Annotated in this window: 11 protein-coding genes and 2 pseudogenes; 4 read left to right on the top strand and 9 right to left on the bottom strand. The window is 69.4% G+C overall.

Going from position 1 to position 11,146, the window contains the following annotated elements; all coding sequences use genetic code 11:
* Nucleotides 1-127 precede the first annotated feature (127 nt).
* The 5 genes and pseudogenes from VT52_RS34540 to VT52_RS34520 all read right to left on the bottom strand — a co-directional run.
* Nucleotides 128-535: pseudogene (locus VT52_RS34540) on the bottom strand (transposase); the annotation flags it as partial.
* A gap of 260 nt (nucleotides 536-795) precedes the next feature.
* Entirely contained in the window at nucleotides 796-1,593 is a 798-nt protein-coding gene (locus tag VT52_RS34535) for an ABC transporter permease (RefSeq protein WP_046426449.1), read from the bottom strand.
* Entirely contained in the window at nucleotides 1,580-2,239 is a 660-nt protein-coding gene (locus VT52_RS34530; RefSeq protein WP_046426447.1) for an ABC transporter ATP-binding protein, read from the bottom strand. Before VT52_RS34530 ends, VT52_RS34535 begins: the two co-directional genes overlap by 14 nt.
* Nucleotides 2,240-2,250: 11 nt before the next feature.
* Nucleotides 2,251-2,895 carry a TetR/AcrR family transcriptional regulator gene (locus VT52_RS34525; protein WP_046426457.1) on the bottom strand — a complete coding sequence of 215 codons (645 nt, stop codon included), beginning with the start codon at nucleotides 2,893-2,895 and terminating at the stop codon, nucleotides 2,251-2,253.
* 296 nt (nucleotides 2,896-3,191) lie between these two features.
* Nucleotides 3,192-4,727, bottom strand: a complete 1,536-nt coding sequence (locus tag VT52_RS34520; protein WP_107481540.1) for an ISL3 family transposase — start codon at nucleotides 4,725-4,727, stop codon at nucleotides 3,192-3,194.
* 515 nt (nucleotides 4,728-5,242) lie between these two features.
* Here VT52_RS34520 and VT52_RS34515 point away from each other — a divergent pair.
* Complete coding sequence (locus VT52_RS34515; protein ID WP_046426446.1) at nucleotides 5,243-6,445, top strand: IS110 family RNA-guided transposase; 1,203 nt, start codon at nucleotides 5,243-5,245, stop codon at nucleotides 6,443-6,445.
* Nucleotides 6,446-6,501: 56 nt separating this feature from the next.
* On the opposite strand, the gene VT52_RS34510 is transcribed toward VT52_RS34515, so the two are convergent.
* The gene (locus VT52_RS34510; RefSeq protein WP_046426444.1) at nucleotides 6,502-7,110 is read right to left on the bottom strand and encodes a TetR/AcrR family transcriptional regulator; all 609 of its coding nucleotides are present in this window, start codon (nucleotides 7,108-7,110) and stop codon (nucleotides 6,502-6,504) included.
* 92 nt (nucleotides 7,111-7,202) lie between these two features.
* Between VT52_RS34510 and VT52_RS34505 the strand changes: the two genes are divergently transcribed.
* Together VT52_RS34505 and VT52_RS34500 are read left to right on the top strand one after the other, a co-directional pair.
* A complete protein-coding gene (locus VT52_RS34505) occupies nucleotides 7,203-7,949 on the top strand; it encodes an SDR family NAD(P)-dependent oxidoreductase (RefSeq protein WP_046426442.1) in 747 nt (248 codons plus the stop codon).
* A 397-nt stretch (nucleotides 7,950-8,346) separates the two neighbouring features.
* Complete coding sequence (locus VT52_RS34500) at nucleotides 8,347-8,640, top strand: hypothetical protein (protein ID WP_240510022.1); 294 nt, start codon at nucleotides 8,347-8,349, stop codon at nucleotides 8,638-8,640.
* Here VT52_RS34500 and VT52_RS39295 read toward each other — a convergent pair.
* The 3 genes and pseudogenes from VT52_RS39295 to VT52_RS34485 form a co-directional block, all read right to left on the bottom strand.
* Nucleotides 8,573-8,721 (bottom strand): annotated as a pseudogene (locus tag VT52_RS39295) (FAD-binding protein); the annotation flags it as partial. The gene VT52_RS34500 and the pseudogene VT52_RS39295 sit on opposite strands and share 68 nt — an antisense overlap.
* Before the next feature lie 371 nt (nucleotides 8,722-9,092).
* Nucleotides 9,093-9,398 carry a hypothetical protein gene (locus tag VT52_RS34490; RefSeq protein WP_046426438.1) on the bottom strand — a complete coding sequence of 102 codons (306 nt, stop codon included), beginning with the start codon at nucleotides 9,396-9,398 and terminating at the stop codon, nucleotides 9,093-9,095.
* A gap of 5 nt (nucleotides 9,399-9,403) precedes the next feature.
* A complete protein-coding gene (locus VT52_RS34485) occupies nucleotides 9,404-9,874 on the bottom strand; it encodes a DUF2269 family protein (protein WP_046426436.1) in 471 nt (156 codons plus the stop codon).
* Nucleotides 9,875-10,153: 279 nt separating this feature from the next.
* Here VT52_RS34485 and VT52_RS34480 point away from each other — a divergent pair, with 279 nt between their 5' ends.
* Nucleotides 10,154-11,107, top strand: a complete 954-nt coding sequence (locus VT52_RS34480) for a GlxA family transcriptional regulator (protein WP_046426434.1) — start codon at nucleotides 10,154-10,156, stop codon at nucleotides 11,105-11,107.
* Nucleotides 11,108-11,146: the final 39 nt, after the last annotated feature.

Raw genomic sequence — 11,146 nt, 5'->3', positions numbered from 1 at the left:
ATCCTTGCCGATGCCCTCGAAGGTGTGGCTCGGGTCCGACAGGTACAGCGCGACAGCGTCAGCCTCGAACTCGGGCGAGTAGACCTTCATCACCATAAAAGATGCCTCCTACCCGGCCCCCGGCGGGGCCGGGCTCAGAGGTGTCCACCACTCGGGGACAGGTCCCCTTCGGCGATCCGGGATCCCAGCTCTCGGGCACGAACAGCCGCCAGCCGACGGCCGCCGAGGCGCCGTCGGATGCCAGGTGCAGCGAGACGCCCGCCTGGCAGTTGGTGACCTTGCCGACGGTGCCGGTGCACTGCCTGGCCACGCAGGCCGAGGCGTCCCCGTCCTTGAGGAAGCCGGTGTCACCGATGATCAGCGCGGTCGGCTTGATCACCTGCTGCATCCACCAGGCGAGACGGGCCCGCACATGCGCTGCGTCCCACGGGCTGGTGGTGATGAAGTGGGCCAGGGCCTGCCGGTAGCCGTCCGCACCCAGCCGGGCGGCCATCGGTTCCACCGACTTACGCCGCCCGTCCAGCAACAGCCCCCGCGCTGGGAGGAGCGAAGGGCGTAGCGGGCGGCGATCCGGTCGCCGTCCGCGAGAGCCTCGTGCACCAGCACCCGGACGGCGGGCCGGTTCTCGCGGACGGGGCGGGTGCGCGCGATGAGCTTGTCGCGGTCGACCCGGTGTCCACGGCGAACTGGACGATGTCCGGGTCGTTGCGGCCGGCGGGACGGACGGCCCGACGGAGCCCGGGTGAGCGCGGAAGGCAGCGGGCGACGTCGGGCGGCGGCCTGCCGCTGCTCCGGCTACCTGGTTCGCGTACGGTTGCGCGTCCTGAGCCGGAAGACGGCCAGCCCGACAGTGCCGAACGCCGCGGCCCAGACCAGACCGAGTGCGAGGTGCCCCCACAGGGCTGTATGGCCGAAGGCGCCGCCGACGGCGAACTGCATGGGCCCGAAGGAGGGGAACCACTGCAGGACGGGCTTGTTGGCGAGCGGGTTGCCCAGGGGGTTCTGGAGGAAGGTGTCCATCAGGCCGCCCATGATGATCAGGAAGAAGCCCTCGAGGTCCCGTTTGACCAGGACACCGAGGAGCAGTCCGAGGGCGCCGTAGGCGAGGGCGATGGCCGCGAATCCAGCGAGCACGGCGAACCAGCCGGCGGCTGTCGGCCGCCAGAAGAGCAGGATGGCCAGCGCTGTGTAGAGAGCGATCGCGGCGGCGACGGCTGCGATGGCGAGGGCCTTGGCGCTGATGAGGACGGTCTGCCGGTATCCGGCGTAGACGAGGCGCCGGTCGAAGGCGACTGCCTTGCGGACGGCGTCGAAGACGACGAAACCGGCGATCATCGTGACGGAGTTGAGGCCGGCGGAGATCAGGGTGAGGTGGGCGCCGTCGACGTGCAGGACCTCGCCGGTGGCGTACAGCTTGAAGTCCAGCACCTGGCCCGAGGCCATGGCGTCCATCACCAGGTACCAGACGGGCACGAAGAGGCCGAGCAGCAGGCCGGCGAGGCGGTTGCGGGTCTGGTCGCGCACCGAGAAGCGCAGCGCGGTGGGGAACTGGCCGTGCAGCGGACGGGCTCGCGCGGTGTCAGGCGCCGACATGGTGGTCCTCCAGGGAAGCGGTGCGCGGTATGAGGCGGCCGTCGGTGAGGTCGGCCAGCAGGTCGAAGCGGTCCTGCTCGAATATGAGATGGGTGATGATCACAACGGCCTTGCCGCGGGCGCGCAGATCCTCGACCAGGTCCCAGAACCGCAGATACGTCTCCCAGTCGAAGCCCTGGTACGGCTCGTCGAGGAGCAGGACGTCGGGGTCGTGGAGCAGGGCCAGGGTGAGGTTGAGTTTCTGTCGGGTGCCGCCGGACAGGTCCGCGGCGGCCGACTGCTCGTACCGCTCGTAGCCGAGGAGGCGGACGAGTTCGTGGCCGCGCTCCACGTCGGGCAGGCGGCGGGCGGCGGCGAAGTAGCGCAGATGCTGTGCGACGGTGAGAGCCCCGTTCAGGACCGGGTCCTGCGGACAGTATCCGAAGGCCCCGGACAGGGCTACCTCGCCGCGGTCCGCGGGCAGAGTGCCGGCCAGGACTTTCAGCAGGGTCGACTTGCCGGCGCCGTTCTCGCCGACGACGGCGACGAGTTGCCCAGGGGCGACCGTCAGGTCGGCCCCGCGCAGGACGGGGTGTCTGCCGTAGGACTTGTGGATGCCGGTGGCCTGAAGGGCAGGCGTGAGGTCGGATGTCGAGCCGGGCGTCATGCGCGGCCTCCCTAAGGGTTGTCTCCTTGTGGTCGGGGTGGTGCCGCGTTCAGCCCGCCCGCGTAGATGCTGAGCATCTCCGGGGCCCAGCGGGTCATGCCGTCGGCCGACAGCGGGTCCGTGCCGAGGACTTCGGCGAGGCGGTCACGGAGCAGGAACAGGGCCAGGTCGTTGGCGAGAAGCAGGGCCGCGCGCACCTCCGGGTCACGCCCCGGGGCGGCCAGGCCGGCCGCGGCCAGGCCGTCCAGCGTGGCCCTGCTCAGGTCGTACAGCTGCCGGAACAGCAGCCGGCCGGCGCCGGTGTCCGAGAGCAGGAGCCGGCGCAGGTAACCAGGCAGGGGGGAGTCGTCCGGAAGATGCCGGGCGAACGCCTCGCTCAGCGAACTCGCCCCGGCGCCGGGATCGAACAGCTCCGCTCCGCCCTCGCCCGTCAGCTCGCCGAGCATCGCCTCGAAGACGTCCAGCACGTACTGGTCGACCTCCCGGCGCAGCCCGTCCTTCGACCCGAAGTGGTGCACGACCAAGCCGGGCGACACACCCGCGGCGGAGGCGATCTGCCGCACGGTGACCGCCTCCGGTCCGTGGGCGGCGAACAGGCGCAATGCCTCGTCGCGGATGACGGCACGGGTGGTCCGGTCATCACCGATTGAACGCATGTCCAGCATGCTAAACGATTGTTCAGTCCAGGTCCAGGCAGTGCGGACGCCGTCCGGGGCCTCACCCCATGGGCGCTGGTCAACCGTGACACCGACTCGGTCCCCCGCGCGTTTCAGGCAGTGCGGACACTGGCCGTAGTTGAACCCTGGAGGGCGATCACGACCCGGTACGGTGCGGCGGCCTGCGGCGAGCAGCCCATCTCCTGCGCTCGACGGGCCGCCCCAAGGGTCAGTCGCATGCCGGGTGTGTCAATTTAACGGCCCTGTCTCACTCTCGGTGGTGACCGAGTGTGCGGCTATCCGAGGAGGATGCGGTGGCGAAGGAGGTCGAATCCGGCTCGTCCGTGCATCTGGCGCGCGATCCGCTTGGTCTTGGTGTTGACGCCCTCAGTGGGTCCGTTGCTGTACGGAAGCGTGATCGCGGCGGTCACGGCTTCGCGGTCTCGCTCCAGGCCCCGGATGAAGGCGTGCAGATGGGGCAGGTCGGCTGCGCGGACCTGAGCAATCCATTGCACGAGCGCGTCGGTATCTCCTGGGCGGGGCGTCAGGAGTTCGGCGAAGCCCCCGATGCTGGCGGCCAGTTGGGTCATCTCGGGGCAGGCGGCGGTGAGCTGGGCTAGAAGATCGCGATGTTCGGTCTTGAGGTTGTCGGGCCTGGTGAGGATCATCCTGGCGAGCCTGCGTGGCGAGATGTGGCTGCGGTCGGCGTCTGCGCGGCCTTGGTTGATGTACTTGTGCAGGAGGTTCAGGCAGCCGGTGAAGCCAAGGGCCTTGATCTCTTCGAAGAGGTGCTGGATAGGGACGGCGGGGTCCTCGGTGCGGCGTTTGCGCAGGTGTTCGCGGTAGGGGTCGACGAGGCTGGTGCGGTATTTGGGGACGCGGAGCATCCGCTCGGGCCGGTCGGCTCGGGCGTAGCGTTTGACGGTGTTCAGGGCCAGTTGCAGTCGGCGGGCGCATTCGAGCAGGCCTACGCCCTGGCCGAGCAGACCGTGGACCTGGTGCCAGCGTTCCAGGGACGTCTGTGCGCGGGGCCCGTCATACAGGGGCGCATCCAGCACGGCCGCCCAGCAGGTGCTGTGCGCCTTCACCTCGCTCAGAGCGGCTTCGCACAGGTTGTGCCAGACATGCCAGCGGTCGCTGACCTGCACCGCGTCGGGCAGGGCACGACGGATGGCCTCGGCGTAGGTGGTCGAGCCGTCCCGGCACACGACCTCGACGCCCGGATGCTCACGCAGCCACGCCTCCAGCGTGTCGGCCGTGCGGTCGGGCAGCACGTCGATCCGCTCATGCGTCTCGGCGTCGATCGCCACGGTGGCACAGCGGTGCCGCCGGCGCAGAGCAAAATCATCGACGCCGATCACACGAGGCGTCCGCGCGACGGGCAAAGGGATGCGTAACAGGGTGCGCAGGGCCGTGTGACGCGACAGGCCCACCGCGAGTATCGCCAGCAATCGTGCCCCTGCCCGGCCCGCTAACTCCTTGACCACAGCCATGACGTGCCTGGTCAGACGGGCCGTGCGGCGCTGGTATCGCTCCAGAACCCCGCGCACCTGTTCGCGGAAGGTATGGCAGCAGCCGAGCGTGGGACACACCAGGCGCCGTACTCGTACACGGATTACTACCCGGCGGTCACCGACCGGCACGTCCGCCACCGTCCGCAGGTAATAGCCGTGCACCCGCCCCGACGACGCTCCACACACCGGACAAACCGCAGCGTCCTGCGGAGTCCGTGCCTGCACCACGATCCGCAAACCCTCGTCGGCCACACCCTCTATGACCAGCGGGGACAGACCCGAAAACACCGCATGCACAAGCTCATTGACATCCTTCACGCGAGTGTCAACGAACCTCACGACTCTCCGCCACCACCGAGAGTGAGACAGCGCCGTTGATATTAGACACTCCCGATCCTGGTCGCGACCCCTGCCCGGGCCACCACGCAACGCGAGCCGGTGGGCCTCCCCTACTACCAGCCCCGTCCCCACCAGTCCGCTCTGGCAACCGAGCCAGAGCCGCTTGCCGGATCTGCGGCAGGATGGCTGCCGCGTCCGTCCCGCGACGAAAACGCGGCGGAACCGCCCCCCGTCATGTTTTTCGCGGTCCTGCAAGAGGACCGCTGGCCTCCGGGCCCGGCATGACTGTTCCCCCCTGTCGAACGGATGACCTGGGGGGTGGTGTCACCGGGCCTGGGAGGCGCCGTTGGAGACGCTGATGAGAGGTCCGACTACCGCCTGGCCTGGCGCAATGCCTGGCCGCTTGCGGGCGGCAGGTCTGCATAACGTGGATGCGCGCATACGACGCCAACGCCCTGGCCAGCACCGCATCGAACCCCGCTCGGGAGGATGGGTTGGACGACATCGACGACGTGGGCGTCTTCCTCGGCCTGGACGTCGGCAAGAGCGCCCATCACGGGCACGGCCTCACCCCGGCCGGGAAGAAGGTCTTCGACAAGCAGCTGCCCAACAGCGAGCCGAAACTGCGGGCCGTCTTCGACAAGCTGGCCGCGAAGTTCGGCACCGTGCTGGTCATCGTGGACCAGCCCGCCTCCATCGGAGCCCTGCCCCTGACCGTCGCCCGGGACGCCGGCTGCAAGGTCGCCTACCTGCCCGGTCTGTCCATGCGGCGGATTGCGGATCTCTACCCGGGCGAGGCGAAGACCCACGCGAAGGACGCCGCGGTGATCGCGGACGCCGCCCGGACCATGCCGCACACCCTGCGCTCGCTGGAACTGACCGACGAGATCACCGCCGAACTGACCGTGCTGGTGGGCTTCGACCAGGACCTGGCGGCCGAGGCGACCCGCACCTCGAACCGGATACGCGGCCTGCTCACCCAGTTCCACCCCAGCCTGGAGCGCGTCCTGGGCCCGCGCCTGGACCACGCCGCCGTGACCTGGCTGCTGGAACGCTACGGATCCCCAGCCGCCCTGCGGAAAGCCGGACGCCGCAAGCTGGTCGAGGTGATCCGGCCAAAGGCTCCGCGCATGGCCCAGCGACTGATCGACGAGGTGTTCGATGCGCTCGACGAGCAGAGCGTCGTGGTCCCGGGCACCGGCACCCTCGACCTCGTGGTCCCGTCCCTGGCTCGTTCGCTCGCGGCCGTCCACGAACAGCGACGAGCCCTGGAAGCGCAGATCGGACAGCTGCTGGAGGCTCACCCTCTTTCTGCGGTCCTGACCTCGATTCCGGGGATCGCGGTCAGGACCGCCGCCACCTTGCTGGTCACCGTCGGTGACGGCACCAGCTTCCCCACCGCCGCCCATCTGGCCTCCTACGCCGACCTTGCCCCGACGACCAAGTCGTCGGGGACCTCGATCCACGGTGAACATGCGCCACGAGGCGGCAATCGGCAGCTGAAACGCGCGATGTTCCTGTCCGCGTTCGCCGCCCTGCACGATCCCGCCTCCCGCACCTACTACGACCGATGCCGGGCCCGCGGGAAGACCCACACCCAGGCACTTCTCCGCCTGGCCCGCCAGCGGATCAACGTACTGTTCGCGATGCTCCGCGACGGCACCTTCTACGAACCCAGAACCCCACGCCTCGCTTGACGAAAGACATAGAGGCACCCCCCGGCTTGGACAGCATGCCCCGTCCAGCACCCGTCTCAGACGGGTGGCCAGTTCCGCAACGCCGCGTCGGCCACCTCCTGGAGTTCGGAGCGGGTGGCGCCGCCGGCGGCCTGGACGGCGATGCCGTTCGCCACGGTCATGATGTATCGGGCGAGCAGTTCCGGGTCCGCGCCGGGGGGCAGATCACCCTCGTCGACGGCCCGCTGGAACCGGTGGCGGAGGCGATCACGGCCGTCGTCGCGCCAGGCGATCAGGGCGTCCCGAGCCGCCCGTCCGGAGTCGCCGGCGGCCAGCGAACCCTGCACGCCCAAGCACCCGGCGGGGCAGCCGGGGCGGGTGGTCGTGCTGACCGAGCCGGCGAGGAACGCCGTGGCCACCTCCCGGGCGCTCGGCTTCTCCAGCGCGCGGGCCGCGTAGGCGGCGGGACCTTCGGTGTAGCGCTCCAGGGCCTTGCGGAACAGTTCCTCCTTGTTGCCGAAGGCCGCGTACATGCTCTTGCGGGTGATGCCCATGGCGCCGGTCAGGGCGGTCAGGCTGGCGCCTTCGTAGCCCTGCTCCCAGAAGACCATCATCGCCTGCTCCAGGGCTTCGTCGGCATCGAAGCCTCTCGGCCGGCCGATCGGCGCTTTCCGGGTGATCTCCACGGCCCCATCCTACTACCTCGATACCGATCGGTGCAGAAGTGCTACGGTTTTGTTTTGCACCGATCGGTATCTAAGTTTCGGGAGTTCAAGTAATGGGACAGCTGGAAGGCAAGACCGCCGCCGTCACCGGCGGGAGCACAGGAATCGGCCTGGCCACCGCCGCACGGCTGGCGTCCGAGGGCGCCCATGTGTTCATCACCGGCCGACGCAAGGACGCGCTCGACAGGGCCGTCGAGTCGATCGGTTCCGCGGTCACCGCGGTGCCGGGCGACATATCGGAGCCGGCCGACCTGGACCGGCTGTACGAGGCGATCCGTGACCGCGGCCGGGGCCTGGACGTGCTGTTCGCCAACGCGGGCATGGCCACGCTCGTACCGCTGGCGCAGGCCGCCGGGGAACAGTTCGACCAGATCTTCGGCGTCAACGTCCGGGGCACGCTGCTCACCGTGCAGAAGGCGCTGCCGCTGCTCAACGACGGCGCCTCGGTGATCTTCAACGACTCCATCCGCGCCGACGACGGCCGGGAGACCTTCGGCCTGTACGCGGCGTCGAAGGCCGCGGTCCGGTCCCTCGCGCGGACCTGGGCCAACGAGCTGAAGGGCAGGGGTATCCGGGTCAACACGGTAGCGCCGGGCGCGATCGACACCCCCGGAGTCGACATCGCCATCGGCGAGGAGAACGCGGCAGCCGTCAAGGCGGGACTCGCGGCGGGAGTGCCGATCGGCCGCAGGGGGCGCCCGGAGGAGGTCGCCGCCGCGGTGGCCTTCCTCGCCTCCGCGGACAGCAGCTTCGTGCTCGGCACCACCCTGCACGTCAACGGCGGCGAGAACCAGTTCTGACCCCGCCACACGGAGTCCCGGACTGTCGCGGGCGAGTCGTCGCCCGCGACAGTCCGCCTGGCCGGCACGAGCATCCGCCCAGCACCCCCAGCGTCACCTCGTAGGGCTCAGGTTCGCTGGCAAGGAAGCCGAGACGACTGGGTTCACTGTCAAAGGCCATCGTGGTTCTGGCACTCGAACAGGTCATTCCCTTCGACCTGTCCCCCTGGAAGTGTTCGCCCGAGTCCGGCTGCCGGACGGGCGCCGCCCCTACAGGTGCGCGTGTGCGGACCCACCGCCCAGATCCCGGCGGCCGGATTCGCGATCACCACCGCCTGGGGCCCGGCGCGTCCGTTCGGTGCACGGCCGCGCTCATCATTCGGGCAACTACGCGTCGGCGACCACCGGCAGGTACGTGATGTACGAGAGTCTGCTGGACCTGGCGCGGCTGTTGCAGGCGGACATCGATCCGGCGGTCGAGGGGATCTTCGCGCAGCCGTGTCGGCTGACGGCCGGGGTCGCGGGCTGGATGCGGCGTCACGTGCCGGACTTCCTGCTGGTCATGCGTTCAGGCACGGTGCGGGTGGTCAACGTGAAGCGTACGGAGGGCCGGACGGATCCGAAGATCGCGGAAGCCTTGGCGTGGCCGGGCGAAGGCCATGCACGCCGGCATTCGCAGCCGGAGCGTTGCGGGGCTCACCCGCATCGATGACCGCGACCGACCGGCGGGCCGAGCCAAGGTCAAAGCAGCCGACAAAACGGCCGCTCCACCTCCGACCACACGACAACCCACACCTGGCCATCCGCTCGCAACCGCGCGTTCTCACTCATACCGCCACCGTTCAGCCCCCGCGTCAGCACGACAAACACTCATGTCGTTTCAGCAAAGAGGAAAGGAGGAAGAAGCGTGGAGCCTTCCGATGGTGGCCCAGCCAGGGCGGACAAGAGCCGCGGCGCGGTTGGGTCCGGCCTCTCCCTGCTCCAGGCCACCCGTCCGGCGACCTGGTGCAGGGGGTGCGCACCGGCATACGCCCCGAGGTCGTCCCTGATCAGGGACGACCTCGGGGTCATCCTCAGGCACACGCAGGACGTCGCCTCCGAGGCCGCCCCGGGCGGAGTGTCTCCGTCGTGCGAACAGACCTGCTAAAGACGGCGGGCGAGAGGTCAAGGGCTCGGTCGGCTTGTCCTGGCGCGTTGGTGGGGCCCGTGGTCTTCGGTGTCCCCCCGGTCCAGGCTTCGCAGGGCCAGCATGCCGCCGATGCCGGGGATGGCCGACAGGAGGATGCGCTGCCCGCTGGAGCGGGCGTCCCGCCAGGTGGCGATGACACCGTAGAGCCAGGCGAAGCCGTGGACCGGGCCGGTCATGGCGGCCACCGCATGCGCGTTGGCGGTGGCCATGTTGGTCAAGAGCGCAGCGAGGGTGATCAGTTCGATCGTGGCGGAGATACGCAGCGGCTTACGGGTGGTCATGCCGGTTACGCTCCGGTGGCCGAGCCGGGACGAACGATCATCAGCACCGTGACCGTGGCCCACAGAAGGTTGAAGCATCCGGTGAGCATCGCCAGTCGAGCGGTAGCTGCTCGGTCGAGCCGGGGCTCCGCCGTCGATTCGACCAAGGCGGTGAGGAGAGCATGCTGGCGGGGTAGCACCAGCTGGCCCAGCAGAAGGGCGGCGACGGCCGTCAGGATGATGGAGGTGATCAGCCAGGGGCTGTTCAGGACGTGCATCAGGCTTGCGGTGGCGAACCCGAACACCGGGACAGCGAGTCCGACCTCCGCGTAGACGCGGCAGATCCGGTTCAGGATCCGCACCCCCGCGAAGACCTCGTCGCCGGGGGACGAGGCGGCACGGCGGGCCGCCGCGGGGAACATGCTGGCGGCGACGGTCACGGGCCCGACGGCGATGATGGCCGCCAGGACGTGGAGAGCGAGCACGAGCTTGGTCATCGGGCCACGCCCCCACCGCGGTGCTCGGGAACGCCAGGCAGGCAACAAACGGGCAGGGTTGGCATCTCGGTACGCCTTCTCACATGCTGGGGGCCGGAAACGGTGGAGTCCGCAGGGAGGAACCACCGACGTCGGAGCCTAGGAACCGCAAACCACAGGCTCCCAGCGGCTGGAACGACAGAATCCAACGGGTTCTCGCCAACCCTTTGACCTGCGCCGACGTGAACCGTAGGACAGAAGGTCTGAGCGTGGTTCCGTCCAGAAGTCGAGGAGTCGAAGGTGCACACCATCGCGGTTCTGGCACTCGAACAGGTCATCCCCTTCGACCTGTCCACACCCCTGGAAGTGTTCGCCCGAGTCCGGCTGCCGGACGGGCGCCGCCCCTACCAGGTGCGCGTGTGCGGACCCACCGCCCAGATCCCGGCGGCCGGATTCGCGATCACCACCGCCTGGGGCCTGGAAGCACTCGCAGACGCCGACACCGTGATCGTGCCCGGCCGCGCGGAAGGCGCGCCCCCACCGAGCGAGGAAGTACTGCAGGCGCTGCGCGTCGCGGCGGCCCGAGGCACCAGGATCGCGTCGATCTGCGTCGGCGCCTTCGACCTCGCCCTGACCGGACTGCTCGACGGACTGGCCGCGACCACGCACTGGGTCGCCGCCCCCGACCTCGCCCGCCGCTTCCCCAAGGTCGAGGTGCGCCCCGACGTCCTCTACGTCGACAACGGGCAACTGCTCACTTCCGCGGGAGCCTCGGCGGGACTCGACCTGTGCCTGCACATGATCCGCCGCGACTTCGGCTCCGCGGTGGCCGCCGACGCGGCCCGACTGGCGGTCACCCCGCTGGAACGCGAAGGCGGCCAGGCCCAGTTCATCGTCCACCCCCAGCCACCGGTCCCCCAGGGGTCCACGCTCGAACCGGTACTCGCCTGGATGGAGGAACACCTCGGCGAAGAGCTGACGCTCGACCTCCTGGCTCAGCGAAGCTCCATGAGCGGACGCACCTTCAGCCGCCGGTTCCGTGAACAGACCGGCACCACACCGCTGCAGTGGCTGCTGCGCGCTCGGGTCAGGCGGGCCCAGTACCTCCTGGAGAACACCGACCACACGATCGACCGCATCGCCGACCAGGCCGGCTTCGGTTCCCCGACCGCTTTCCGCGAGCGTTTCAAAAAGGTCGCCGGCACCACCCCGCAGAGCTACCGTTCCACCTTCCGCAGCAGCGAACACGCCTGACCGGGAGTGAACAGCCTTAGCTTGGCGTTTAACCTCGCG

The organism is Streptomyces malaysiense (assembly GCF_000980885.2).
GTDB lineage: Bacteria > Actinomycetota > Actinomycetes > Streptomycetales > Streptomycetaceae > Streptomyces > Streptomyces malaysiense.
This window is presented reverse-complemented; position numbering and strand designations above follow the sequence as displayed.

Bases quoted from the DNA above. Each gene is read 5' to 3' on its own strand.
- VT52_RS34535 (WP_046426449.1), bottom strand. From the start codon at position 1,593: ATGTCGGCGCCTGACACCGCGCGAGCCCGTCCGCTGCACGGCCAGTTC.
- VT52_RS34530 (WP_046426447.1), bottom strand. From the start codon at position 2,239: ATGACGCCCGGCTCGACATCCGACCTCACGCCTGCCCTTCAGGCCACC.
- VT52_RS34525 (WP_046426457.1), bottom strand. From the start codon at position 2,895: ATGCGTTCAATCGGTGATGACCGGACCACCCGTGCCGTCATCCGCGAC.
- VT52_RS34505 (WP_046426442.1), top strand. From the start codon at position 7,203: ATGGGACAGCTGGAAGGCAAGACCGCCGCCGTCACCGGCGGGAGCACA.
- VT52_RS34500 (WP_240510022.1), top strand. From the start codon at position 8,347: ATGTACGAGAGTCTGCTGGACCTGGCGCGGCTGTTGCAGGCGGACATC.
- VT52_RS34490 (WP_046426438.1), bottom strand. From the start codon at position 9,398: ATGACCACCCGTAAGCCGCTGCGTATCTCCGCCACGATCGAACTGATC.
- VT52_RS34485 (WP_046426436.1), bottom strand. From the start codon at position 9,874: ATGACCAAGCTCGTGCTCGCTCTCCACGTCCTGGCGGCCATCATCGCC.